Source organism: Mycobacterium sp. 1081908.1 (assembly GCF_001673535.1).
Taxonomy (GTDB): Bacteria; Actinomycetota; Actinomycetes; order Mycobacteriales; family Mycobacteriaceae; genus Mycobacterium.
In genome coordinates, this window is record NZ_LZLY01000143.1 from 77,117 (window position 1) to 100,924 (window position 23,808).

The following is a 23,808-nucleotide window of genomic DNA, read 5'->3' on the forward strand; positions in this document are numbered from 1 at the left end:
TCACAGTGGGGGCATGGCCACCACGGCAGCCACACGGCCCGATGTAAGCGTCCGACGCGAGTACATGACGATTGGTCGGCATGAACGCACGTTCCTAGTGGCGACTGGACGAAAGCGCCAGCCGCGTCCCGCCCTGGTGCTGATGCTGCACGGCACGCTGCAAACGGCTGGCGGCATTCGCCCCTTCGCGGGCTACAGCTTCGACTCCTGCGCCGCCGACGGTAGCGCCGTCGTCATTTACCCAGACGCCATACATCGCGACTGGAACGGCGCTCGCAAAGCGATCATGTTGCGTCAAAGCACCAAACAAGTTGATGACGTTGCATTTATCCGCGCCCTCATTGACCACGCCGTCATGACCGAAGGTGTCGATCCCAGCAAGACCTACGTCGTTGGCTTCTCCCTCGGCGGACAGATGACTATTCGACTCATTCACGAAATCCCCGAACTGCTGGCCGGAGCCGCCGTACTCAGTGCCAACGTGCCCGCTGCCACGAACTTGAACATCAGCCACGACGCCAGACAAGCGTTGCCAGTGATCACGATTCACGGCACTGCCGACCCACTGGCCCCGTATGAAGGCGGCATCGTTGGCTTCCACGGTCACTTCCCTAAGGGGGAGCACCTATCTGCCGAACACAGCGCCAGGTACTTCGCTACACGCAACGGAATAACGAGCGAACCGACCATCACCCCTCTGCCACATTACGGAGCAGACGGCGACTCCACCTCCGTCGTGCGCTACGACTATGAACACCCCGGCCATGCGCCAGTGCGCTTTTACGCGGTACACGGCGGCGGGCATGTACTTCCCAACCCGCGCCACACATCCGCGAAGTGGTTCTGGGGAGCTTCCACCCGCGACCTCTGCGCCGCCGACGCAGTTGCCGACTTCTTCCGACTATCAACTAAAGATACTGAGCAGCAAGGAGATACAGCATGACCAACAATCAGCCTGCCGAGCAGAACGGTTTCAACCCCGTCACGGCGCTCAACGGACTGCTGGGCGAGGTCGGACTGTCCACAGCCGACGCAGGCGGCAACGTCACCTTCGACGGACAAGACCCCATCGTGGCCGCTCGTCACCGCCTTGGTGCGTGCATCGGCATCCCGATGATGGGCAACGCGGTCGCGGCGGCAGCACTGCTGCGCCATCGTGGCGGACCCGATCAAGACCTGCACTTAGACCTGCGCCAAGCTGTCCACCACATCACCCCCCATGCGTTCTGGCATCCCTCCCTAGCCGGCGATCTGCCGTCCTTCGCTCTGGTGCCCGATAACCCATTCCTCCTGTTGCCCTACCGAACTCGCGACGGGCGCACCGTCATGGCCTCCGGCGTCTATCCGCACCTGGCCGCCAAGTGGTGCCGCTTCCTCGACGTGCCGCCGGACTACGCCAAAGTCGCTGATGCCTTTTCGAAGTGGGACAGCTTCGAACTCGAAGAGAAGGCCAACGCCGCCGGGTTGCCGCTCTGCGTGGCACGCACTCCCGACGAGTGGCTGGCTCACCCGCACGGTGCCCTTCTCGCGACACAACCCGTCATCGGCCTGCGCCGTATCGGCGACGCTCCGCCACGCGCTCTCGGCCCCGCGAAGCGGGCCTTCGACGGAGTGCGGGTGCTCTCCTTCACACACGCCATCGCGGGACCGACGGTCGGAAGGACGCTGGCCGAGCATGGCGCAGACGTACTGTGCGCAACCCGGCCGATGGACTACGAGCACGACTTCATCTATGCCGAAGCCAACATCGGATCGCGTAGCGCCAACATCGACCTGACGAAGGACAAAGGGCAAGCCGACGCTGAACGGCTCCTGGCCAACGCGCACGTCGTCGTCAACAACCATCGCGGATCAAAACTAGAGAAGCTCGGTATCGACCCAGGCCACCTCGCACAGACCCACCCCGGCCTGGTGAACGTGTCGGTCACCTGTTACGGCTCAGAGGGACCGTGGGCCCAACGCGGCGGCTTCGACATGAACGGCTCTGCCGCATCGGGGCTGATGAGCATTGAAGGCGGCGGCGACCATCCGAAACTGCCCCCGACAGGCATGATCAACGATTTCATCACCGGCTACATGGGCGCGCTCGGTGCCGCCGCCGGGTTGATCAAGCAAGCCACAGAGGGCGGTAGTTGGCACGTCACGGTCAACCTCACCCGCACGGCCATGTGGTATCAGACGCTGGGACTGGTTGACCCGAAGAAGGCCGGAAGCGACGACGAGCGCACCATCCGCGAACCTGCCGCATACGATGCAGAAACACCCCTCGGCGATCTGCATATGCTCGCCCCGCCAGTAACTTTCAGTCACACGCAAGCCCGCTGGATGGACCCAATCTTGATCCCTAAGGGTTCGAGTCATCCCGAGTGGTTGACCGCCTAAGCGTCCCCAGCATCAAGATCGAAGCCGCGTTGTCCCGGAGGCGGGACGGGGGGGGTGCCCCTTGAATGCGCTCGCCGCCCGATCGAACGGCCAGCTTCGTCTCTCTCTCCGAGAGACGGCCACCCCCCTCGGTACCTTAGGCAGCCGATTCCCCTACGCGTCCCTGCGCTGCCCGAAAGGCGTAAAGCGCTGCATCTGCGCGCTTTTGACCGCATCCGAGCGCGGCCTTAACAGCACGAACGGAGTTGACGTCGCACCCGTCCTCCCAAAGCGCGCCGAGCTTGCAACGTCGTCCAGCTAATTGCCGACGGTCGATTTCGGCTTGCCTATCCACGCAACCGTCAGAGCATGCCTAAAGCTGTAAGCGAGCTGACCGCAATCCTCAGCCAGCGTGAATGAGCCAATTACTGGACGAGTATGACTGCCAGGCAACTGCTTCCGGACGCCTCCGTGACGATCGTTATATAGCTCTAGCTTTGCCGTCCCGCCCTCACCCGGCCTAAAAGCTCTCTCTGCGGAAGCCTCTATTCGGTTAGTTTACCCAGTTTGACCTGCGGTCTTAGGTGGAGCTGCCGGGAATCGAACCCGGGTCCTACGGCATTCCCTCAAGGCTTCTCCGTGCGCAGTTCGCTATGCCTCTACTCGGATCTCCCGGTCACGCGAACCAGCCAGGATGACGATCCCAGTCGCTGTGTATGTCCCGATGAGTCCCGCGACCGGACTCACCGGTGGATCCCTCTAGCTGACGCCAGGCTCCGGGTCGAGGGCGTTCCCGGTCTGACGGACTAGCTGTCGCTTAGGCAGCGAGAGCGTAGTCGCGCTGATGTGAATCGGCGCTTATATGGTTGCAACGACGCTTACGGTGGTCTCTTGCCTGCACCGGCACGCTTCCCTTGATTCGATGCGCGAAGTCGAAACCGTTCAGCCCCTTGTCTGTTTTCTTCGAGCATCCCCGCCGACTTTCGGCAGGACAATCCATGGTACCCGCCTGATAACGAGCGGCAACGGAATAAACTTCCCGGCCGGGACGCGGTCAGATCACAAAATTCAGGTTCTCGACCACCCGGTTGGCCACGTCGTTGTCGCCGCCGACCTCGACGTCCTGGGCGCGGGCGGGGCACATCGGCCGCCCGCCGGACAGCCGGGTGAACTGCAGCCCGTCCAGCCGGATCGTCGCCGTCGGTTCCTGGCCGCCGAAGTCGTCGACCACCTGCGCGCGTCCGTCGACGTTGACGCGGATGTCGCGGGCCACGGGGCCGGTCAGTTCGAACAGGATGCGCGAGCCGTCGGGCGCCTTGCCGCGCTTGCCCACCACGTAGCCCATCGTGGACGCGATCTCGTCGAGGGAAAGTTCCGCCGCCATCGAGTCCAGCTCGGAGTCGGACGACGGCCGCGATAACGCCTGCCGAATGTCCTGCTCGTGCATCCAGCAGTCAAACGCGCGCACCCGCATGAACCGGCCGTAGCTTTCCGGGCCCACCGGCGTCACCGTCACCGCGTTCCACTCCTCGTCCGACATGCTTGTCAGCACCTTGCGCCGATCGCTGGTGATGTCCCTGAACCGTGCCAGCACTTCAGCGCCCGACTCCCCGCTGAGGTGACGCACCCAGCACTCGTTCATCGCGCCGATGTCGTTGCGGACGTGGTCGAGCGCCTTGACGTCGATGTCGGGCTGCGGCGCGGCGATGCCGACCAGGAACGACTCGGTGCCGATCATGTGCGACACCACGGCCTTGACGTCCCACCCGGGCAGTGGCGTCGCGGCCAGCCAATCGTCCTCGGGCAGCCCGTCGAGCAGCGCGTCGATGGAGTCCCACACGGCGAAGAGCCCCGAGAGGACGTCGGATTTATCCAGCTGGGTGACGGGGCGGTCGGCCATGGTCGGATAGTAGGCCGGTCATGTTCCTATAAAGGAGCCAACCCGAAAAAGGATCAGTCCGCTGATCGTAAGCATGCCGCCGACGCCGACCATGCCGACGGGCCCAGGCCAGACTGCGATCCAGGTCCCGGCTGCGACCGCGAGCAGCGAATGGGCAATGCGCAGCGCGACAAAGAACTGCTGCCGCAGGACCGATACCAGGACGGGGCGGGGGATGGCGCGCCCCAACCGCACGAGGACCGCGACCAGCGCCGCGGCGACCAAGCCGGCCAGCACTCGAATTACCGTCGTCGGGTGGCCTTCGCTGTACAGTCCCGCGGCGAGAGCGACGAGAAAGCCGAGAATCGTCGCCGCGATCGTCACGAGCCTGAGCACCTTGCGCAGAACCACGCCGATATTCCTGCGGGCGAGGTCTCCCAAGGTCGGGTCGATACCCGCCGCCCCGAGAAAGCCCCGCAACGCGTGCTGGAACCCGCCGCGCCGCAGCCGGTTGACGGCCAAGTTGTTGAGCGCCTCGGCGTTGCCGGGATCCAGCGTCAGCGCCTGCTGATATGCCGCGTCCGACTCCCCCATCCTGCGCAGGTCGTGCAGGATGGAGCCGCGCAGGATCAGCGCGTCGACGCTCGCCGGATCAAGCCTTAGCGCCTCGTCCACTTCGAGCAGCGCTGCCGAGTGGTGGAGCGCCTTGTGCAGCATCCGCGCGTAAAGGCGATGCGGCAGATGGTCATTGGGGTGGGCGACCACCGTTCGCCAGGCCATCCATAAGGCTTCGTAACCGCGACCCAGGCCGTCGAGCGCCAGCGCGTATATCCGCATGGACATCTCGTCCTGCGGAGCCGCGGACAACGCGGCGTACGCGCTCCAGGCTGCGCCCGGATAGTTGTCGAGCATGTATTCGGCGCGGGCGTGGTGTGCCAGCAGGCTCGGATCGTTCGGGTGTCGCGCCAACGATTGCCGCAGCACGTCGCGGGCGCGCTCGTAGTTCTTGCTGTCGAAGTAGGCCTCGGCGAGGCGCACGGCCTGATCCGGCTGATCGAGGCCGGACTCCGGCATTACCGCATTTTCCTGCGCCGCAGGTACTTCGCCAGCTCGTCGTAGGTGCCGTCGTTATTGGCGAATTCGACGACGTTGCGGGCCGTCTCGAACCACGGCCCGGTGCTGGGCCGTATTTGCGCGGCGGCGGCGTCGACGTCGGCCATGGTCACCGGGCGAACTTGACCGCTGCGCAGCGAGTCCGCCATCGCCAATTGCGTTGCGGTGTCGCAGATGTGCGCGAGGTCGGCACCCGAGAACCCCTCGGTGCGGCCGGCGATCGATCGAAGGTCGATGCCCGCTACCGGTCGATCCCTCAGGTGAAAGCGGACGATGCCGGTCCTGGCTTCGAGGTCGGGCAGGGCCACGAAGATCATCCGGTCGAATCGGCCCGGCCGTCGCAGGGCCGGATCGACGTCCCATGGGGCGTTGGTCGCACCGAGCACGTAGACACCGTCGTTGGTGGACGTGGCCGAGTCCATTTCCTCTAGGAGGGTGTTGACGACCGTGCGCAGGCCGGAACCGCCAACCAGCCCGGACCGACGGTGCCCTAACGCGTCCACCTCGTCGAAGAACAGCACACAGGGGGCGTTTCGGCGGGCGGTCTCGAATATCGAGTGGACGCTGCGCTCGGACTCACCGAGCCAACTATGCAAGACGTCGGCGATCCCCACCTGATAGAAGTTCGCGCCCATCTCGCCCGAAATCGCCTTCGCGATGTAGGTCTTGCCACAGCCGGGCGGCCCGTAGAGCAGCAGGCCGCCGCGCGCCGAGATCTTGTAGGCCTTCATCAGCTCGGGGTTGCGGATCGGGCCGAGCAGCGAGAGCTCGATCTGTTGTTTGACCTCGGCCATGCCGGCGACGTCCGCCAGCCGCACCTGGCTTCGTTCGACCACTTCGAAGTCCGTCTCGTCGACCGCGTCGGGGGTCGGCTCGACGAATGCGGGAGCGATGATGCCCTCGACTTCGCGTTCGGCGCTGGACCAATCGAAACCCTCATTGCCCATGGAGGGCGCCTCCCCCGGCGCCGGCTCGCCGGACGCGCCGGCCAGCGCGGCGCTGCACCGCTGCAACAGGCTGAGCGCGTCCGCGTTGGCGGCGTCCCGGCTCAACGCCGCGCTGCAGTGGTTCAGCGCCTCGGCGTAGCGCCCCTTGTCCGCCAGCAGGCCGGCGAGGTGTAAACGCAACTCGATCACTTCGGGGCTGCGTTCCACCGCGCCGGACAACTCCCGGATCACCGGGTCCTCGGTATCAAACGCGCCCAACGCACCCTCCCGACGCGACTTCCGCTGCTATCGGCACCATGGTAAGGCGCGGCGGAAGGGTCAGCTTGCGGCGATCATCGCCACGGAACCCATGGCCATCACCATGCCGACGCCCTGGCATCGGCTCACCCGCTCGCGCAGCACCACCATCGCCAGCACGACCGTTGCCGCCGGATACAGCGAGATCAGGATGCTGGCCAGCGACAGCAGCCAGGTGTGCAGCGCCAGCAGCATGGTCACGTTGGCGCAGATGTCCAGCACGGCCACGCCCAGGGCCAGCTTCAGCGGCTTCCCGCGCGGCATCTTCAGGTTCTTGCTCATCGCGGACATGGCGAAGACCACGGCCGTAGCGGACAGCCGGGCGAACACCAGTGGCCAGAGTTTGGTCTCGTGTGGCGCCTGATGAAGGAACACCATGTTCAGTCCCATCGCCGAGCCCGCCACCACCGTGAGCCAGGCGACCTTCGGGGTGAATCGGTACGGCGTGGTGCCCTCGACGTTGGCCTCGCGGCTGACCAGCATCACCGCGACCAGGGCCAGCACGACGCCTAACGAGGCCGCCTGGCCGGGGCGCTCCCCCAGGGCCACACCGACCGCCACCGGCACCGCGGCGTTGAGCACGGCGGCCAAGGGTGAGACCACCGATATCGGCCCGGCACCCAGCGCGGCGAAGAACGCCCACATGCCGAACGCCATCCCGACGCCGTACAGGCCGCCCCAAATGACCGCGCCGGACCGAATCGGTCCGCCCGCCGCGACGGCCAGCAGACCCAGCAATACCGCCTCGATCGGGTAGGCCACGAGCATCACCCGCAGCGCTGCTACCCGTCGAGCGGCCACACCGCCCACGAAATCGCTGACGCCGTACGTAACGGCAGACAGCTGGGCGTAAGCCGCCCCAATCAGTTCATGCCCTTGGCTCGGCGCCCCAGTTCACGGGTCACTTCGCGTTGGGCGTCTCGGCGGGCCACGTCCTGGCGTTTGTCATAGGCTCGCTTGCCGCGCGCCAGCGCGAGCTCGACCTTGACCTTTCCTTCGGAGAAATACAGAGACAATGGCACGAGGGCGAGGTTACCATCCCGTATCTTGCCGACCAGTCTGTCGATTTGTTGCCTATGTAACAACAACTTTCGATTGCGACGTGGGTCATGGTTGGTCCAGCTACCGTGCTCGTACTCCGGAATGTGCAGGTTACGCAACCAGACTTCGCCGTCGTCGACGGTTGCGAACGCATCGGCCAGTGACGCATGGCCTTCGCGCAAGCTCTTCACTTCGGTGCCCTGCAAAGCCACCCCCGCCTCGAAAAGCTCGAGGATCGAATAATTGTGCCGCGCTTTGCGATTGGTGGCCACGATCTGTTTGCTGCCGCGCTTGCCGCCCGCCGACTTGGCCCGGCTGGAGTCGTTGGCCACAGCTACCGCCGTACGTACAGGCGCAACGTCACGTAGGCGGTCAACGCGGCCATCGACACGCCGAGCAGGAACAGCCATGGCGAGATGTAGATGATGTCGGCGTAGTCGACCCGGGCGATCAGGTTGGCTTGGTAGAACTGGTTCAGCGCGTTATCCAAAAAGGTTGCCCGCACCAGGATTAAGCCGGCGACCGCGATGGACACGCCGACGGCCGCGGCGACCATTGCCTCGACCAGGAACGGCAACTGGGTATACCAGCGGCTGGCGCCGACCAGGCGCATGATCCCGATCTCCGTGCGGCGCGTATACGCCGCCACCTGGACCATGTTGGCAATCAACAGGATCGCGCCGACGGCCTGCACCAGGGCGACGGCGAACGCGGCCTTGCTCAGGCCGTCCAGGACCGCGAAGAGGCGGTCGATCAGGTCCTTCTGGTTGAGCACGGAAAGCACCCCGGGCTGTCCCTGCATCGCGGAGTCAAAGTCCTTGTGCTGCTCGGGATTCTCCAGCTTGACGATGAACGATGCTGGGAAAGAATCCTTTCCGGCAACGTCCTTGTACTGCGGGAACTTCCGGATGGCGTCGTCGTAGGCGTCCTGACGGTTGAGGAACCGCACCGATTTGACGTCTTGTCGGGCTTCGATCTTTTCCCGCAGCGCCTTGCACGGGTTGGTGCCGCACGACGGGTCGTTCGCGGAGACGTCCTCGGTGAGGAAGACCTGCGTCTCGACACGGTCGAGGTAGATGGCGCGGGAATGGTCGGCCAGCAGGACCACCAGCAGGCCGCCGCCGAACAGGCCGATCGAGATCGCGGTCGTCAGGATCATCGCGGCCGTCATGGTGACGTTGCGACGAAGGCCGGTCAGGACCTCGTTGAGAAGGAAGCCGAAGCGCACTTAGCGATCCATCCCGTAGATGCCGCGCTGCTCGTCGCGAACCAGCCGGCCGAGCGACAGCTCGACGACCCGCTGCCGCATGGAGTCGACGATGTGGTGGTCGTGCGTCGCCATCAGCACCGTGGTGCCCGTGCGGTTGATCCGCTCCAACAAATCCATGATGTCCTTACTGGTGTCCGGGTCGAGGTTGCCGGTCGGCTCGTCGGCCAACAGCACCAGCGGGCGGTTGACGAACGCGCGGGCGATGGCGACCCGTTGCTGCTCGCCACCGGACAACTCGCCGGGCAGTCGGTTGGCCTTTCCGGACAGGCCGACCGTTTCCAGCACCTCGGGCACGGTCCGGTTGATCGCGTCCCGGCGCTTGCCGATGACCTCCAGCGCGAAAGCGACGTTTTCATACACGGTCTTCTGCTGCAGCAGCCGGAAATCCTGGAACACGCAGCCGATGACCTGGCGCAGCTTCGGGACGTGGCGTCCGGGGAGCTTGTTGACGTGAAACTTCGAGACCCGAATGTCGCCGGTGTTCGGGCTCTCCTCGGCCAGCAGCAGCCGCATGAACGTCGACTTTCCGGAGCCCGACGGGCCGATCAGGAAGACGAATTCACCCTTGTCGATTTTGACGTTGATGTCGTCCAGCGCCGGGCGAGCCGACGCTTTGTACTTCTTGCTGACGTTGTCAAGGGTGATCATCACGGCACGCCAGTGTAGCCGTGGATTTCGCTGGTAAGCCAAGTCAGCTGGCCGGTGGCGGGGAACTCGGCACCGGACCCGGCCCCGGCTGGGGTAGCTGCGGCGGCGACGGCGTCGGGCTGGTGCTGGGCGGGCAGAAGGGCGGCGGCAGCAGGCACGGCGGCGTAGGCAGCTGGAACGGCGGCGGCGTGGTGGTCGTGGTGACGGGCGGCGGCGTGGTGGTGCTCGGCGGCGCCGTCGTCGTCGGCGTCGGCGTGAAGGTGACGGTGGCGGGCGGCTGCTGCACGCGGGTGCGGGGCACCCAGGTGTAGTTCGGATCGGGCACGAATCCCGGCGGCACCACCTGCGGGGCCGGCGGCTTGGGCGCCGTTTCCGGACGGTAGGTGTCGTAGGTCCACCACACCGCCAGGAAGGCGACGATCAGGACCAGCGTGGACGTGCGCATGCGGCCGCCGAAGAGGTGGCTCCAGCGTCGTCGTTGCTTGTCCTCGCTCCGCCTCTCGAGGATGCTCACGGTGAACTTCACCGCCGCTGCACCGCGTCTTCGGCTTTGCCGTCAGCCGACTTCTCGGCGGCCTGGGCGGCCGGCACGGAAGGATCGTCCTCAACCAGGCCTATCGTCGCGTCCGCCGCGGTCACGATGCCCACCCGGGCCAGCGCCCGAATGACCAGGACACGCAACTGCCGCCCGACCTCGAACTGTTTGCCGGGCAGGGTGCGGGCCACCACACGCAGGGTGACGGTGTCGACCTCGATGCTTTCCACGCCCATCACGGTCGGCGGGTCCAACAGCAATTCCCCGAGCACCGGGTTTTCCATCGCGCGGTCGCACTCCTGGTGCAAGACGTCGTTGACCCGGTTCAGGTCGGCGTTGGTCGACACCGGGATATCCACCACCGCGCGCGCCCAATCCTTGGACAGGTTGACCACCTTGACGATCTGCCCGTTGGGAATGGTCAGCACCTCGCCATCCGGCGAACGCAGTCGGGTCACCCTCAATGTCACGTTCTCGACGGTGCCGGTGGCTTCCGTCGCGGAAACGACGGTCAGGGTGACCAGGTCACCGAACCCATACTGCTTCTCCACCAGGATGAAGAACCCGGACAGCAGATCCCGCACCAACTGCTGGGCGCCGAAACCCAGCGCGGCGCCGACCACGGTGGCGGGCGCGACCAGTCCGCCCACCGAAAACTGCAGGATGCCGGCGATCTGCATCATCACCCAGATGCCGATGATGACGATGGACACCCAGGAGATCACCGACGCCAGCGCCTGACGGTGCTTGGACGTCTCCGAGCGCACCAGCGCGTCGCTTTCGGCGAAGCCCTCGGTGAGCTGACGGGTCACCTGTTGCGCCACCCAGTTGACGAACCGGGCCATCAGGACCGCCGCGATCAGCACCATGACGATGCGCAGGCCGCGGGTGATGATCCATTGCCCGGCTTCGCCGCGCCAGAAGTCGTGCCAGCCCAGCGCCTTTATCGAAGCGGTCGATGCAAGAACAGTCGTGTTAGTCGTCATCTTTTCGGTTGCGCCACCGGATTCCCGCTTCCAGGAACCCGTCGATGTCTCCGTCCAGGACGGCGGCCGGATTGCCCACCTCGTAGTCGGTTCGCAAATCCTTGACCATCTGATACGGGTGCAGTACGTAGGAGCGCATCTGGTTACCCCAGGAGCTGCCGCCCTCACCCTTCAACGCGTCCAGCTCAGCGCGTTCTTCTGATCGCTTGCGCTCCAACAACTTTGCCTGAAGCACTCGCATTGCCGAGATCTTGTTCTGCAGTTGCGATTTTTCGTTCTGGCAAGTCACGACGATACCCGTTGGGATGTGGGTTAAACGAACCGCCGAGTCGGTGGTGTTCACCGACTGACCGCCCGGGCCGCTGGAACGGTAGACGTCCACGCGCACGTCGCCGTCGGGAATGTCGATGTGGTCGGTGGTCTCCACCACCGGCAGCACCTCGACTTCGGCGAAGGAAGTCTGCCGCCGGCTCTGGTTGTCGAACGGGCTGATCCGGACCAGCCGGTGCGTGCCCTGCTCGACGGACAGCGTGCCGTAGGCGTACGGCGCGTGCACCGCGAACGTCGCGCTCTTGATCCCGGCTTCTTCGGCGTAGGAGGTGTCGAACACCTCGACGCCGTACTTGTGTTGCTCGGCCCAGCGGATGTACATCCGCATCAGCATCTCGGCCCAGTCGGCGGCGTCCACCCCGCCGGCGCCGGAGCGGATGGTGACCAGGGCCTCGCGCTCGTCGTACTCGCCCGACAGCAGCGTGCGCACCTCGGCGGCCTCTATATCGGCGCGCAGCGCCTTGAGTTCGGCGTCGGCCTCGGCCAGGGCGTCCGCCGCATCCTCCTCGGCCGCCAGCTCGTACATGACCGGAAGATCCTCGAGGCGCTGCCGCAGCTCCTCGACGCGGCGCAGCTCCCCCTGGGCGTGCGACAACTGGCTGGTCACCCGCTGCGCGTTGCCCTGGTCATCCCACAGTTTGGGATCGGACGCCTCGTGCTCCAGCTTTTCGATGCGGCTGCGCAGACCCTCCACATCGAGCACCCGCTCCACCGTGGTCAGGGTGGAGTCCAGGGCGGCGATATCGGCTTGACGGTCGGGTTCCACAGGCGCCCACGTTACCGGCGACGAACGCACAGGTCGCCGACCGGGCCGCAGCGTTTAGCATCAGGTGACCAGTACGTGCAGCCCGGACCGCGACGCTCAGCCCCCATCGCGCGCGGCCAGGCACGACCAGAAGGCTGGAGTATGCGCCCATATCACGTCGCGATCGTCGGCTCCGGGCCGTCGGGTTTCTTCGCAGCGGCGTCCTTGCTCAAGGCGGCCGACGCGTCGGAGGACATCGACGTGGCCGTCGACATAATCGAGATGCTGCCGACGCCCTGGGGGCTGGTCCGCTCCGGCGTCGCGCCCGACCACCCGAAGATCAAGTCGATCAGCAAACAATTCGAGAAGACCGCCGAAGACCCCAGGCTGCGCTTCTTCGGCAACGTCGTGGTCGGTGAGCACGTGAGCGCCGCCGAACTCGCCGAGCGCTACCACGCGGTGATCTACGCCATCGGGGCGCAATCGGATCGGTCGTTGAAGATCCCCGGCGAGGACCTGCCGGGCAGCATGGCCGCCGTCGAATTCGTGGGTTGGTACAACGCGCACCCGCACTTCGAGCAGGCGACCCCGGACCTGTCGGGCGCCCGGGCCGTGGTCATCGGCAACGGCAACGTGGCGCTGGACGTCGCCCGCATCCTGGTCACCGACCCCGACGAGCTCGCCCGCACCGACATCGCCGACCACGCCCTGGAGTCGCTGCGCCCCTGCGGCGTCGCCGAGGTGGTGGTGATCGGCCGGCGGGGGCCGCTGCAGACGGCGTTCACCACGCTGGAGTTGCGCGAGCTGGCGGACCTCGAAGGTGTCGACGTGATCATCGACCCGGCGGATCTGGAGGGCATCACCGACGAGGACGCGGCGGCGGCGGGCAAGACGACCAAGCAGAACATCAAGGTGATGCGCGACTACGCCGCGCGCGAGCCGCGACCCGGTCACCGTCGCATAGTCTTCCGCTTCCTGACTTCGCCGATAGAGATCAAGGGCGACGGCAAGGTCGAGAGCATCGTGCTGGGCCGCAACGAACTGGTCAGCGACGAGAGCGGGCGGGTCGCGGCCAAGGACACCGGCGAGCGGGAGGAGCTGCCTGCCCAGCTGGTCGTGCGGTCCGTCGGATACCGCGGCATGCCCACGGCGGGACTGCCTTTCGACGACAAGAGCGCAACGATCCCCAACACCGACGGCCGCGTGCACGGCAGCCGCAACGAGTACGTCGTCGGATGGATCAAGCGCGGGCCGACGGGTGTGATCGGCACCAACAAGAAGGACTCCCAGGACACCGTCGACACGCTGCTGAACGACCTGGCCGGCGCCGAGGCGCTCGCGGAGTTCCCGGCGGACCACGCCGACTCGCTGGCCGATTGGCTGGTGTCCCGGCAGCCGAAAGTGGTGACGTCGGCGCACTGGGAGGTCATCGATCGCCACGAGCGAGCGGCCGGCGAGCCGCACGGGCGGCCCCGCGTCAAGCTGCCGAGCGTGGCCGAGATGCTACGAATCAGCCACGGCTGACCGGGCGCATCAAAACCATTGGCGGTAGGTGCGATTGGGCTGGCGGGACACGCCCAATTTGACTAGCAGGCGCGACACGTGGTTCTACACGACGTCCTCGCCAAGCAACGTCCGGTCGGCGATTTGCCGGTTGGTCAGGCCGTCGCCGAGCAATCCCAACAACGTTCGTTCCCGGTCGTCGAAGGCCGACAGCTCGTCGCTGTTCTCGATGATCCACCACAACCGGGCCATCGTTGCCGCCGCGGCCTGGGTGTCGAGCAGCGACCGTCCGGCGGCCACATCCTTGATGGCGCAGGACAATTCCATCCCCTTGACGTCTTTGACGACATAGCCGCCGGCGCCGGCCAGGATCGCGTTGTCCGCCGGCACGATGACGCGACCGAGCTCGGCGGTCGCCGGCCTGCCCGCCGGGCGGCGGATGACGGCCACCGGACACAGCGCCGACGCGGCCAGGTTCGCCGAAAGGGAGCCGACACCGCGCGCGGCATGGTTGAGCCCGATGGAGCCGACGCAGATCATCGCCGCCGACCTCGACTCTTCCATCAGCTTGACAAGTGGGCTGCCCCAAAGGATTTCGCCTTCGATCTTCACCTGTTCCCCGGTCGCCTCGACCGCCCGACGGGCGTCGTGCAACACGGCGCGGGCGGCGGCCAATCGGCCGTCGTGGACCCAGCGCGGCTGAGAATCCGGCGGCGCGACGACGTACACCAGTCGCAGCGGGATGTCCCGACTGACCGCTTCGTCGACCGCCCAGCGCGCCGCGTCGGTGGCCGCTTTCGACCCGTCGACACCGACGACGACCGTCGGGGCTGAATCGGCCATCCCGCCACGTTATTGACGGGCAGCCGAGACGGCCCAGGGCATTCGGTCCACAAATGGGGGCCATTGGTCCCTATCCGACCGTCGCCTTCGTCGCTTGGCCGTGTCGCTTGGCGATGGCCGTCGGCTGTCCGGATTCCGCTTTCGCGGCCCCGGGACCCAGGAACGAATTTGGCCGTTTTCAGCCATCGCGTCAATCGAGGCGGCCGGCATCGTCTGACCCACTTGCCTTTTGGCCCTAAAACTCCAGTACAAACGCGCATCGGCGCCTACATTTTGATGACCACCGCCAACGGGTCGGCGGAGGAAAGGTGCCGATTCGGGCTCGGCACGGTTCACCAGTCACACCCCTAAGGGAGAACTGACAATGGATTACGCCCTTTTTCCGCCCGAAATCAATTCCGCCAGGATGTACAGCGGCCCCGGTTCCGGGTCGCTCATGGCCGCGGCGGGAAGCTGGGACTCGCTATCCGCCGAACTGGGCACCACGGCCGAGACCTATGGTTCTGTGCTCTCGGCCCTGACCACCCTGCACTGGCACGGCCCGGCGTCGGCGGCGATGACCGCCGCGGCGACCCCCTATGTGGAGTGGCTGAGCACAACCGCCCAGCAGACGAGACAGACGGCCATGCAAGCCAGGGCCGCGGCGGCGGCGTTCGACCAGGCCTTCGCCATGACGGTTCCCCCGCCGGTGATAGCGATCAACCGCGCGCAGCTGCAGGCGCTGATCGCGACGAACTTCTTCGGCCAGAACACCGCGGCGATCGCGGCGACCGAGGCCCAGTACGCCGAGATGTGGGCCCAGGACGCCACCGCGATGAACGGCTACGCGGTCAGCTCGGCGGCCGCTTCCCGGCTGGCGTCCTTTGCGTCGCCGCAACAGACCACCAACCCGGATGGCGTTAACGAGCAGTCCGCCGCGGCCAACCAGGCGGCCAACAACCCGCTCGGCGACCTGTACTCAACGCTCAAGGGGTGGAGCGATCAGATCTACGACAACCTGGACGCCTTGCTGAAGCTCAGCCCCATTCCCATTACCGCCAACGGGCTGGACAGCCTCAACGTGCTCGACGGCATCCTCGCCACGAACACGGCAACGAGCTCGCTGGCCAACATCGAGGGCATTCCGGTTTCGCTGATCGGCGCCCAAAGCAACCTGACCTATCTGGCCGGCGCGGCCGGGCCCGCGCCCGCGCTCGGGCCGATAGGGCTCGGGCAATTGCAGGGCGCCGCCGGGGCGACGGGTGTCGGCGGTCTGCCCAACGCGGTCACGGTGAGCATGGCCCGGGCGAATGCGATCGGCCCGATGTCGGTGCCGGCCAGCTGGTCGGCGCCGTCCGCCAGCCGCGTCTCGGCGCTGCAACCCGCCGGCCTGACCACCCTTCCGGGCACCGACGAGTTGGCCGGTTCGGGCTATCCGGGCGTTCCCGGCATGCCGGCGGGGACGCTGGCCCGGGCCTCGGGCGTCCTGCCGCGCTACGGGACCCGGCTGACGGTGATGACTCGCCCGCCCGCGGGAGGCTAGGCAGCCGGCGCGAACCTCCAGTTGTCCGGGTTCTTCGGCGAATACACCACCGGGAGCAGCTGACCCACGGTCGGCCAGTGGTCCACGTCGACCGCCATCCGCTGATACACCTCGTACTCGCTGACCGTTGGGCCGTTGATGACGCCGGCGACGGTGACGTACTGCTCGCCGGCCGCGTCCGGCCGCGGGCTGACACCGGTCACCAGCAGGGTGCCGCTCGCGAGCTCACCGCGGGGGCCGCGCGGGACGAACCGCTGGGCAAGGGCCACCCCCAGCACCGCCACGAGCAGAATCAGCACACCGTATTCCCACACCCGGCCATGGTAGGACTGCTCCCATGAGTCGCGACGATCTGGCGCTGGCGCTCGCGCTGGCCGACCGCGCCGATGTGCTGACCTCCGCGCGGTTCGGCGCGCTTGACCTGCGCATCGACACCAAACCGGATCTGACGCCGGTCACGGACGCCGATCAAGCCGTCGAGACCGAGCTGCGCGACGTGCTGGGGCGTGAGCGGCCCCAGGACAGCATCGTCGGCGAGGAGTTCGGCGGCACCGCCACCTTCAGCGGGCGCCAATGGATCATCGATCCGATCGACGGCACCAAGAACTTTGTGCGCGGGGTGCCGGTGTGGGCCAGCTTGATCGCGCTGCTCGCGGACGGCGTTTCGTCGGTCGGCGTCGTGAGCGCGCCGGCGCTGCACCGTCGCTGGTGGGCGGCGCGCGGCCGCGGCGCGTTCGCGGCGATCGACGGCGGCGCCCCGCGACCGCTATCGGTTTCCTCAGTGGGACAACTGGATTCGGCCAGCCTGTCGTTCTCCAGCCTGTCCGGATGGGCGCAACGCGGCCTGCGCGATCGCTTCGTCGAACTGACGGATGCGGTGTGGCGGGTGCGCGCCTACGGCGACTTCCTGTCCTACTGCCTGGTCGCCGAGGGCGCCGTCGACATCGCCGCCGAGCCGGAGGTGTCGGTGTGGGATCTGGCGGCGCTCGACATCCTGGTGCGCGAGGCGGGCGGGACGTTCACCGGCCTGGACGGGACCGCCGGCCCGCACGCCGGCAGCGCCGTCGCGACCAACGGCCTGCTCCATGAGCAGGTGCTTTCGCGCCTGCGGGCCTAGTCTTTGTGAATTAGTTAACACGCTTTCGCATCTATCTTACTCCGGAGTAAGATAGGTTTTATCCGCGACGCCCATCGACAGAGGCCGAAATGACCGACACCCGTTCCGGTTCACGACAGACTTCAGAGAACACCCGCTCACGCTTCAAGCGGCGCGGCCGCAAGACCGGCGTCGGGCTGCAACCGCACAAGCGGACCGGCATCGACATCACCCTGGCGCTGCTCACCCCGCTGGTCGGCCAGGAATTTCTGGACAAATACCACCTGCGTGACCCGCTCAACCGGGGTCTGCGCTACGGCACGAAGACGATCTTCTCCACCGCCGCCGCCACATCCCGCCAGTTCAAGCGGGTCCAGAACCTGCGCGGCGGACCGACCCGGTTGAAGTCCAGCGGCAAGGACTACTTCGACCTGACGCCCGACGACGAGCAGAAGATGATCGTCGAGACCCTCGACGAGTTCGCCGCGGAGGTGCTGCGTCCGGCGGCGCACGACGCCGACGAGGCCGCGACCTACCCGCCCGACCTGATCGCGAAGGCCGCCGAGCTGGGCATCACCGCGATCAACATCCCCGAGGATTTCGACGGCATCGCCGCGCACCGCTCCAGCGTGACCAACGTGTTGGCGGCCGAGGCGCTCGCCTACGGCGACATGGGCCTGGCGCTGCCGATCCTGGCGCCCGGCGGCGTCGCCGCGGCGCTGACCCATTGGGGCAGCGCCGACCAGCAGGCCACCTACCTTCACGAGTTCGCCGGCGAGAAGGTCCCGCAGGCCTGCGTGGCGATCGCCGAGCCGCAACCGCTGTTCGATCCCACCCGGTTGAAGACCACCGCCGTGCGCACCCCGAGCGGCTACCGGCTCGACGGCGTGAAGTCGCTGGTTCCGGCCGCGGCCGACGTCGAGCTGTTCGTCGTCGGCGCCCAGCTGGATGGCAAGCCCGCACTGTTCATCGTCGAGTCGTCCGCCAAAGGCCTTGCCGTCAAAGCGGATCCGAGCATGGGGATCCGCGCCGCGGCCCTGGGCCAGGTCGAACTGTCGGGGGTGTCGGTGCCGCTGAGCGCCCGGCTCGGCGAGGACGAGGCCTCGGACGAGGACTACTCCGAGGCGATCGCGCTGTCCCGGCTCGGTTGGGCGGCGCTCGCGGTCGGCACCTCGCACGCGGTGCTCGATTACGTCGTCCCCTACGTCAAGGATCGCGAGGCCTTTGGCGAGCCGATCGCGCATCGCCAGGCTGTCGCCTTCATGTGCGCCAATATCGCCATCGAGTTGGACGGGCTGCGGCTGATCACCTGGCGCGGCGCCGCCCGCGCCGAGCAGGGCCTGCCGTTCACCCGGGAGGCGGCGCTGGCCAAGCGGCTCGGCGCCGACAAGGGCATGCAGATCGGCCTGGACGGCGTGCAACTGCTCGGCGGCCACGGCTTCACCAAGGAGCACCCGGTCGAGCGCTGGTACCGCGACCTGCGGGCCATCGGCGTCGCCGAGGGCGTCGTCGTCATCTAGGTCGTCATCTAACTCGAGCCGAAAGACCAATCATGGCAATCAATTTGGAACTGCCCCGCAAGCTGCAGTCGGTGATCGTCAAGACCCATCAGGGCGCCGCCGAGATGATGCGGCCGATCGCGCGCAAGTACGACCTCAAGGAGCACGCCTACCCCGTCGAGCTGGACACCCTGATCAGCCTTTTCGAGGGGGCTTCCGAGTCAATCCAATTCGCCGGGGCCGACGCGCTGCGGGACGAGGACGAGGACCGGGACCGAAACCACAACGGCGCCAACATGGCCGCGCTGCTGCAGACCATGGAGGCCTGCTGGGGCGACGTCGCGATGATGCTGTCGGTCCCCTATCAGGGGCTGGGTAACGCCGCCATCTCCGCGGTCGCCACCGACGAACAGCTGGAACGCCTGGGCAAGGTATGGGCGGCGATGGCCATCACCGAACCCGGCTTTGGATCCGACTCGGCGGCGGTGTCGACCACCGCCAAGCTCGACGGCGACGAGTACGTCATCAACGGCGAGAAGATCTTCGTCACCGCGGGCTCGCGCGCCACCCACATCGTGGTGTGGGCGACGCTGGACAAGTCAGCGGGCCGCGCCGCGATCAAGTCCTTCATCGTGCCGCGCGAACATCCCGGCGTCACCGTCGAACGCCTCGAGCACAAGCTGGGCATCAAGGGTTCGGACACCGCCGCGATCCGGTTCGACAACGTCCGCATTCCCAAGGACAACCTGCTGGGCAATCCCGAAATCGAGGTCGGCAAGGGCTTTTCGGGGGTGATGGAGACCTTCGACAACACGCGCCCGATCGTCGCCGCCATGGCCATCGGCGTCGGCCGTGCCGCGCTGGAGGAAATCCGCAAGATCCTCACCGAGGCGGGGGTCGAGATCTGCTACGACCGGCCGTCGCACGCCCAAAGCGCGGCCGCCGCCGAGTTCCTGCGGATGGAGGCCGACTGGGAGGCCAGCTACCTGCTGTCGCTGCGCGCGGCGTGGCAGGCCGACAACAAGATCCCCAACTCCAAAGAAGCGTCGATGAGCAAGGCCAAGGCCGGGCGGATGGCCAGCGACGTCACCCTCAAGTCCGTCGAATTGGCTGGCACCGCAGGGTATTCCGAGCAGTCACTGCTGGAGAAGTGGGCGCGCGATTCCAAGATCCTGGACATCTTCGAGGGCACCCAGCAGATTCAGCAGCTGGTGGTCGCCCGCCGCCTGCTCGGCCTGTCGTCGGCGCAGCTCAAGTAGCGACCGGGAGCGGAGGGTCCACCTCGTCGTCCGGCCCGAGCAGGTCCAGCTGCCACCACTCGACGTCGTGCCAGGCGCCGCTTTTCCACCCGACACGGCGGTAACGGCCCACCGGCCGAAAGCCATTCGCTCGATGGAGCGCATTGCTGGCATCGTTGGGTTGCGCGATCCCCGCGAACGCGCGCCGGAAGCCGCGTTGGGCGAGGCGCTGCAGTAGTTCCGCATAGAGCATCCGGCCGCAGCCGGTACCTCGGTGGTCCTGCGCGACGTAGACGCTCGTTTCGACCGACCACTGGTACGCGGCGCGCGAATTGAACTGGTGCGCATACGCATAACCTGCGACCGCTCCGTCGACCTCGAGCACCAGCCATTCGTGGGCACCAACGATGCGCTCCGCCATTTTCTCGATCGTCGGCTCTTCCGTCTCGAACGTGATTGCGGTATCGAGCACGTAAGGACGGTAAACCTCGACACACGCCGCGGCATCGGCGGCGGTGGCGGGTCGGACACGGGACGGCATCAAGTAGCGACGGCGTCCAGCTGCTCGCGGGTGTCCTCGTCCAGCTCGACGGACGCGACGTCCATGTTCTCCTCCAGGTGCCGCACCGACGAGGTGCCCGGGATCAGCAGCACGTTGGGCGCCACGCTCAGCGTCCAGGCCAGCGCGACCTGCGCCGGCGTGCGGCCGAGCCGCTGCGCGGCGTCGACGACCAGCGGGTGGGTCAGCACCGGGTTGGGCCGCGCGAAGGCCGCGCCGAGCGGGAAGAACGGAACGAATGCAATCCCGCGCCTGGTGCACTCCTCCAGCACCGAGGCCGACTCTCGCGCAACGAGATTGAAAGCGTTTTGCACGCAGGCGATCTCGGTCCGTTCGAGGGCGTGCAGCAGGTGCTCACGGTTGATGCTGCTCAGCCCGATGCCACCGATCAGCCCCTCGTCGCGCGCGGCGATCATGACCGAAAGCTGCTCGTCGAACAGTTCGTCCGGCCCGTCGCTCTCGAAGAGCCTCAGGTTGACCGCGGCCAGCCGATCGACGCCGAGGGCGCTCAGGTTGGTCTCGATGTCGCGGCGCAGGTCGGCCGGCTCCTCGACCGGCAGCCAGGCGCCGGTTTCGTCGCGGCGCCCGCCGACCTTGCTCACCAACGCCAGGTTCTGCGGATACGGATGCAGCGCCTCGCGGATGAGCTCGTTGGCCACGTCGGGGCCGTAGAACTGCGCGGTGTCGATGTGATCGACCCCGAGTTCGACCGCCCGCCGCAGCACCGCCAGCGCTTCGTCGCGGTCCCGCGGCGGCCCGAACACATTCGGACCGGGCAGTTGCATTGCGCCGAAGCCGATGCGGGCGACGGAAAAGCCACCGAGTGGAAAGGATTCCATGGGGTGAGGTTAGCGTCGTCGGTATGGAAACGTTTCAAGCGCTGGTGGCGCGTCAGGACGGTGACCGGATAACCGCGTCGGTCGAGACGCTGAGCGCCTCCGACCTGCCTCCCGGCGAGGTGACGATCCGCGTGGAGTATTCGAGCGTCAACTTCAAGGACGCGCTGGCGGTCACGCCCGGAGGCGGCGTGGTGCGCAACTATCCCGTCGTGCCGGGCATCGACCTGACCGGCGAGGTCGTCGAGTCGCACTCCCCCGACTTCGCCGTCGGCGACAAGGTGCTGGCCCACGGCTATGCGATCGGCACCGGCCACCACGGCGGCTACGCCGAATACGCCCGGTTGCCGGCCGACCAGGTGGTGGCCCTGGGCGGCTTGAGCCCGTATGAGGGCGCGGCGATCGGCACCGCCGGCTTTACCGCCGCCATGAGCGTGCAGGCGTTGATCGACTGGGGTGTCCAACCCGGCGCCGGGTCGGTCGTCGTCACCGGCGCCTCCGGCGGCGTCGGCTCGGTCAGCGTGGACCTGCTGGCGGCCGCCGGGTACCGGGTGGTGGCGTCGAGCGGCAAGGAAAGCGCGGCCGATTTGCTGAAAGAGCTTGGCGCCGCGGAGGTTATCGGACGGCTGCCGGAAGATCCCGATGCCAAGCCGCGGCCGCTGGCCAAGGCGCGCTGGGCGGCGGGGGTGGATTGTGTGGGCGGCGCGACGCTGGCCGATGTGCTCAGCGCGGTGGACTACGGCGGGGCGGTCGCCTGCAGCGGCCTCACGGGTGGCCCGGCGCTGCACACCACGGTGATGCCGTTCATCCTGCGCGGCATCGCGCTGCTCGGGATGGATTCGGTGCTGCTGCCGATCGGCCCGCGCCGGAAGCTGTGGGCGCTGCTGGGCGATTCGTTGCGGCCGCGTCACCTCGATTCGCTCACCAGCGACGTGGACGTCAAGGACGTGGTCGGCGTCCTCGACCAGCTGCGCGCCGGCGCCTTCACCGGCCGGGCGGTGGTGCGGGTCGCCGGCGGATTCTGAGTCGGCGTTAGGCTGTCCGACCATGCGGGCGGCACGGGTGACTCGGCTGGATGGTCCGGACGCGATCGAGGTGGCGGAGGTCGACGAACCCTCCGGCGACGGGGTGGTCGTGGAGGTGCACGCCGCCGGCGCCGCGTTCCCCGACGCGCTGCTGACCCGCGGTCTGTATCAGTACCGGCCCGAGCCGCCGTTCGTGCTCGGAGCCGAGATCGCCGGCGTGGTGCGGTCGGCGCCGGACGGCACCCATGTGAAAGCCGGCGACCGGGTCGTCGCATTGACGATGCTGTCCGGCGGCATGGCCGAGGTGGCCGTCGTGCAGCCCGACCGGGTGTTCAAGCTGCCGGACAACGTGAGCTTCGAGGCGGGCGCCGGCCTGCTCTTCAACGACCTGACGGTGTACTTCGCGCTGACCGTGCGCGGGCGCCTGGCCCACGGCGAGACCGTGCTGGTGCACGGCGCCGCCGGCGGGATCGGGACGTCGACGCTGCGGCTGGCATCGCTGCTCGGGGCAACCCGCACCATCGCGGTCGTCAGCACCGAAGACAAGGCCGACGTCGCGACGGCCGCCGGCGCCACCGATGTGGTGCTGGCCGAGGGCTTCAAGGACGCGGTCAAGGAACTCACCGGCGGCCGCGGCGTCGATGTGGTGGTGGACCCGGTCGGCGGCGACCGGTTCACCGATTCGCTGCGCTCGCTCGCCCCCGGCGGGCGGCTGCTGGTGATCGGGTTCACCGGCGGGGACATCCCGACGGTCAAGGTGAACCGGCTGCTGCTCAACAACATTGACGTCGTCGGCGTGGGCTGGGGAGCGTGGACCGCGACGCACCCCGACGCGCTGGCCGAGCAGTGGGCCGGGCTGGAGGCGCTGCTCAGCTCGGGCCGGCTGGCCGCCCCGACGCCCGAGGTCTACCCGCTGGAGCAGGCGGCCGCGGCGGTCGCGTCGCTCGAAAACCGCACCGCCAAAGGCAAAGTTGTGGTGCGCGTCCGCGACTAACGTCGCCCCGTTCTCGCGCGACACATAAACGTCGGCGAAGACGCGCCGGAGCGGTGCGCAGCGGATTAAGTCTCGCGAAGCCCACCCTTGTGCGGTGCCAAAACAAAAAGTAATGTCACTTTCAGTTTCTGCCGTTCGCCGGAGCCCGGGAGTCGCCCATGGAATCCTTCGTTCACTTGCGAAAAGGCAGGACGCCGCGCCGGCTTCATGCCGATCTCGGCGGGCTCAAGGACGACGAGCTGGGCCGGGGCGGGTTCACCGGCCGGACCGCCAACATGTACCGGCGCAACGACCCCACCGCATATCGGTCGGTCGGCCCGCTGTCCCCCGTCGACGTGACGGGTGTAGAACGGCATCTCCTCGTGGCGGCGGCTCAACAGGATTCGGCAGTCGTCGTTGCTGAACATCAGCAGGGGCCCGCCACCGGCGTCGGTCGCATCGCTGGGTTTCAATTCCCCGGCGAGCACGTCGACGGGGGACAGCGGGCCGACCGACCGATATGCGGTGGGGTCGTTGCGCCGGTACATGTTGGCGGTCCGGC

General features: G+C 67.1%; 23 protein-coding genes, 1 other RNA gene and 1 pseudogene. 9 read left to right on the top strand and 16 right to left on the bottom strand.

Going from position 1 to position 23,808, the window contains the following annotated elements:
* Positions 1 to 13: 13 nt before the first annotated feature.
* A complete protein-coding gene (locus A5655_RS23750) occupies positions 14 to 943 on the top strand; it encodes a PHB depolymerase family esterase (RefSeq protein WP_082978846.1) in 930 nt (309 codons plus the stop codon).
* Complete coding sequence (locus A5655_RS23755) at positions 940 to 2,382, top strand: CoA transferase (protein WP_067014415.1); 1,443 nt, start codon at positions 940 to 942, stop codon at positions 2,380 to 2,382. Before A5655_RS23750 ends, A5655_RS23755 begins: the two co-directional genes overlap by 4 nt.
* Positions 2,383 to 2,943: 561 nt before the next feature.
* Here A5655_RS23755 and ssrA read toward each other — a convergent pair.
* The 11 genes from ssrA to prfB form a co-directional block, all read right to left on the bottom strand.
* Positions 2,944 to 3,311, bottom strand: a transfer-messenger RNA (tmRNA) gene (gene ssrA, locus A5655_RS23760).
* 104 nt (positions 3,312 to 3,415) lie between these two features.
* Positions 3,416 to 4,261 carry a maleylpyruvate isomerase family mycothiol-dependent enzyme gene (locus A5655_RS23765; RefSeq protein ID WP_067014418.1) on the bottom strand — a complete coding sequence of 282 codons (846 nt, stop codon included), beginning with the start codon at positions 4,259 to 4,261 and terminating at the stop codon, positions 3,416 to 3,418.
* Positions 4,262 to 4,279: 18 nt separating this feature from the next.
* Positions 4,280 to 5,314, bottom strand: a complete 1,035-nt coding sequence (locus A5655_RS23770; protein WP_067014421.1) for a tetratricopeptide repeat protein — start codon at positions 5,312 to 5,314, stop codon at positions 4,280 to 4,282.
* Positions 5,314 to 6,558, bottom strand: coding sequence for a 26S protease regulatory subunit (locus tag A5655_RS23775; protein ID WP_067014424.1), 1,245 nt, complete (start codon positions 6,556 to 6,558; stop codon positions 5,314 to 5,316). The genes A5655_RS23770 and A5655_RS23775 overlap by 1 nt, the downstream gene beginning before the upstream one ends.
* Positions 6,559 to 6,618: 60 nt before the next feature.
* The gene (locus A5655_RS23780) at positions 6,619 to 7,464 is read right to left on the bottom strand and encodes an EamA family transporter (protein WP_369807244.1); all 846 of its coding nucleotides are present in this window, start codon (positions 7,462 to 7,464) and stop codon (positions 6,619 to 6,621) included.
* Positions 7,461 to 7,970 (bottom strand): SsrA-binding protein SmpB, encoded by a 510-nt coding sequence (gene smpB, locus A5655_RS23785; protein ID WP_067014429.1) that lies wholly within the window; start codon positions 7,968 to 7,970, stop codon positions 7,461 to 7,463. The genes A5655_RS23780 and smpB overlap by 4 nt, the downstream gene beginning before the upstream one ends.
* A gap of 2 nt (positions 7,971 to 7,972) precedes the next feature.
* Positions 7,973 to 8,866, bottom strand: a complete 894-nt coding sequence (ftsX, locus tag A5655_RS23790; protein ID WP_067014432.1) for a permease-like cell division protein FtsX — start codon at positions 8,864 to 8,866, stop codon at positions 7,973 to 7,975.
* Positions 8,867 to 9,556, bottom strand: coding sequence for a cell division ATP-binding protein FtsE (gene ftsE / locus A5655_RS23795; RefSeq protein WP_067014435.1), 690 nt, complete (start codon positions 9,554 to 9,556; stop codon positions 8,867 to 8,869). It lies immediately after the preceding gene.
* Between the two features lie 43 nt (positions 9,557 to 9,599).
* On the bottom strand, positions 9,600 to 10,082 hold the full coding sequence (locus tag A5655_RS23800) for a hypothetical protein (RefSeq protein WP_067014437.1): 483 nt from the start codon (positions 10,080 to 10,082) through the stop codon (positions 9,600 to 9,602).
* Positions 10,079 to 11,077 (bottom strand): mechanosensitive ion channel family protein, encoded by a 999-nt coding sequence (locus A5655_RS23805; protein WP_067014440.1) that lies wholly within the window; start codon positions 11,075 to 11,077, stop codon positions 10,079 to 10,081. Before A5655_RS23805 ends, A5655_RS23800 begins: the two co-directional genes overlap by 4 nt.
* Positions 11,067 to 12,173, bottom strand: a complete 1,107-nt coding sequence (prfB, locus tag A5655_RS23810) for a peptide chain release factor 2 (protein WP_067014443.1) — start codon at positions 12,171 to 12,173, stop codon at positions 11,067 to 11,069. The genes A5655_RS23805 and prfB overlap by 11 nt, the downstream gene beginning before the upstream one ends.
* Before the next feature lie 141 nt (positions 12,174 to 12,314).
* Between prfB and A5655_RS23815 the strand changes: the two genes are divergently transcribed.
* On the top strand, positions 12,315 to 13,676 hold the full coding sequence (locus tag A5655_RS23815; protein WP_067014446.1) for an FAD-dependent oxidoreductase: 1,362 nt from the start codon (positions 12,315 to 12,317) through the stop codon (positions 13,674 to 13,676).
* An 84-nt stretch (positions 13,677 to 13,760) separates the two neighbouring features.
* Here the strand turns inward: A5655_RS23815 and A5655_RS23820 are convergent, their stop codons facing one another.
* Positions 13,761 to 14,498: a universal stress protein gene (locus A5655_RS23820; RefSeq protein WP_067014449.1), complete on the bottom strand. Its 738-nt coding sequence runs from the start codon at positions 14,496 to 14,498 to the stop codon at positions 13,761 to 13,763.
* Positions 14,499 to 14,862: 364 nt separating this feature from the next.
* On the opposite strand from A5655_RS23820, the gene A5655_RS23825 reads away from it, so the two are divergent.
* Complete coding sequence (locus A5655_RS23825) at positions 14,863 to 16,020, top strand: PPE family protein (RefSeq protein WP_067014452.1); 1,158 nt, start codon at positions 14,863 to 14,865, stop codon at positions 16,018 to 16,020.
* On the opposite strand, the gene A5655_RS23830 is transcribed toward A5655_RS23825, so the two are convergent.
* The gene (locus tag A5655_RS23830) at positions 16,017 to 16,334 is read right to left on the bottom strand and encodes a hypothetical protein (RefSeq protein WP_067014455.1); all 318 of its coding nucleotides are present in this window, start codon (positions 16,332 to 16,334) and stop codon (positions 16,017 to 16,019) included. The two genes, A5655_RS23825 and A5655_RS23830, sit on opposite strands and share 4 nt — an antisense overlap.
* Positions 16,335 to 16,357: 23 nt before the next feature.
* Between A5655_RS23830 and hisN the strand changes: the two genes are divergently transcribed.
* From hisN to A5655_RS23845, 3 genes are all read left to right on the top strand, one after another.
* The gene (gene hisN / locus A5655_RS23835; RefSeq protein ID WP_067014458.1) at positions 16,358 to 17,137 is read left to right on the top strand and encodes a histidinol-phosphatase; all 780 of its coding nucleotides are present in this window, start codon (positions 16,358 to 16,360) and stop codon (positions 17,135 to 17,137) included.
* A gap of 89 nt (positions 17,138 to 17,226) precedes the next feature.
* Positions 17,227 to 18,636: an acyl-CoA dehydrogenase family protein gene (locus A5655_RS23840; RefSeq protein ID WP_067014461.1), complete on the top strand. Its 1,410-nt coding sequence runs from the start codon at positions 17,227 to 17,229 to the stop codon at positions 18,634 to 18,636.
* 32 nt (positions 18,637 to 18,668) lie between these two features.
* Positions 18,669 to 19,874, top strand: coding sequence for an acyl-CoA dehydrogenase family protein (locus A5655_RS23845; protein WP_067014465.1), 1,206 nt, complete (start codon positions 18,669 to 18,671; stop codon positions 19,872 to 19,874).
* On the opposite strand, the gene A5655_RS23850 is transcribed toward A5655_RS23845, so the two are convergent.
* Together A5655_RS23850 and A5655_RS23855 are read right to left on the bottom strand one after the other, a co-directional pair.
* Positions 19,867 to 20,394 (bottom strand): GNAT family N-acetyltransferase, encoded by a 528-nt coding sequence (locus A5655_RS23850; RefSeq protein WP_067014470.1) that lies wholly within the window; start codon positions 20,392 to 20,394, stop codon positions 19,867 to 19,869. The two genes, A5655_RS23845 and A5655_RS23850, sit on opposite strands and share 8 nt — an antisense overlap.
* A complete protein-coding gene (locus A5655_RS23855; RefSeq protein WP_067014473.1) occupies positions 20,394 to 21,251 on the bottom strand; it encodes an oxidoreductase in 858 nt (285 codons plus the stop codon). Before A5655_RS23855 ends, A5655_RS23850 begins: the two co-directional genes overlap by 1 nt.
* Positions 21,252 to 21,274: 23 nt before the next feature.
* Here A5655_RS23855 and A5655_RS23860 point away from each other — a divergent pair, with 23 nt between their 5' ends.
* Together A5655_RS23860 and A5655_RS23865 are read left to right on the top strand one after the other, a co-directional pair.
* Complete coding sequence (locus A5655_RS23860; protein ID WP_067014475.1) at positions 21,275 to 22,273, top strand: acryloyl-CoA reductase; 999 nt, start codon at positions 21,275 to 21,277, stop codon at positions 22,271 to 22,273.
* A 22-nt stretch (positions 22,274 to 22,295) separates the two neighbouring features.
* A complete protein-coding gene (locus A5655_RS23865) occupies positions 22,296 to 23,267 on the top strand; it encodes an NADPH:quinone oxidoreductase family protein (RefSeq protein WP_067014479.1) in 972 nt (323 codons plus the stop codon).
* Positions 23,268 to 23,593: 326 nt separating this feature from the next.
* Here A5655_RS23865 and A5655_RS27490 read toward each other — a convergent pair.
* Positions 23,594 to 23,808: pseudogene (locus A5655_RS27490) on the bottom strand (homogentisate 1,2-dioxygenase); the annotation flags it as partial.

Coding starts and splice junctions, on each gene's coding strand:
- A5655_RS23750 (WP_082978846.1), top strand. CDS start 14: ATGGCCACCACGGCAGCCACACGGCCCGATGTAAGCGTCCGACGCGAG.
- A5655_RS23755 (WP_067014415.1), top strand. CDS start 940: ATGACCAACAATCAGCCTGCCGAGCAGAACGGTTTCAACCCCGTCACG.
- A5655_RS23765 (WP_067014418.1), bottom strand. CDS start 4,261: ATGGCCGACCGCCCCGTCACCCAGCTGGATAAATCCGACGTCCTCTCG.
- A5655_RS23770 (WP_067014421.1), bottom strand. CDS start 5,314: ATGCCGGAGTCCGGCCTCGATCAGCCGGATCAGGCCGTGCGCCTCGCC.
- ftsE (WP_067014435.1), bottom strand. CDS start 9,556: ATGATCACCCTTGACAACGTCAGCAAGAAGTACAAAGCGTCGGCTCGC.
- A5655_RS23805 (WP_067014440.1), bottom strand. CDS start 11,077: ATGACGACTAACACGACTGTTCTTGCATCGACCGCTTCGATAAAGGCG.
- A5655_RS23815 (WP_067014446.1), top strand. CDS start 12,315: ATGCGCCCATATCACGTCGCGATCGTCGGCTCCGGGCCGTCGGGTTTC.
- A5655_RS23820 (WP_067014449.1), bottom strand. CDS start 14,498: ATGGCCGATTCAGCCCCGACGGTCGTCGTCGGTGTCGACGGGTCGAAA.
- A5655_RS23825 (WP_067014452.1), top strand. CDS start 14,863: ATGGATTACGCCCTTTTTCCGCCCGAAATCAATTCCGCCAGGATGTAC.
- hisN (WP_067014458.1), top strand. CDS start 16,358: ATGAGTCGCGACGATCTGGCGCTGGCGCTCGCGCTGGCCGACCGCGCC.
- A5655_RS23840 (WP_067014461.1), top strand. CDS start 17,227: ATGACCGACACCCGTTCCGGTTCACGACAGACTTCAGAGAACACCCGC.
- A5655_RS23845 (WP_067014465.1), top strand. CDS start 18,669: ATGGCAATCAATTTGGAACTGCCCCGCAAGCTGCAGTCGGTGATCGTC.
- A5655_RS23850 (WP_067014470.1), bottom strand. CDS start 20,394: ATGCCGTCCCGTGTCCGACCCGCCACCGCCGCCGATGCCGCGGCGTGT.
- A5655_RS23855 (WP_067014473.1), bottom strand. CDS start 21,251: ATGGAATCCTTTCCACTCGGTGGCTTTTCCGTCGCCCGCATCGGCTTC.
- A5655_RS23860 (WP_067014475.1), top strand. CDS start 21,275: ATGGAAACGTTTCAAGCGCTGGTGGCGCGTCAGGACGGTGACCGGATA.
- A5655_RS23865 (WP_067014479.1), top strand. CDS start 22,296: ATGCGGGCGGCACGGGTGACTCGGCTGGATGGTCCGGACGCGATCGAG.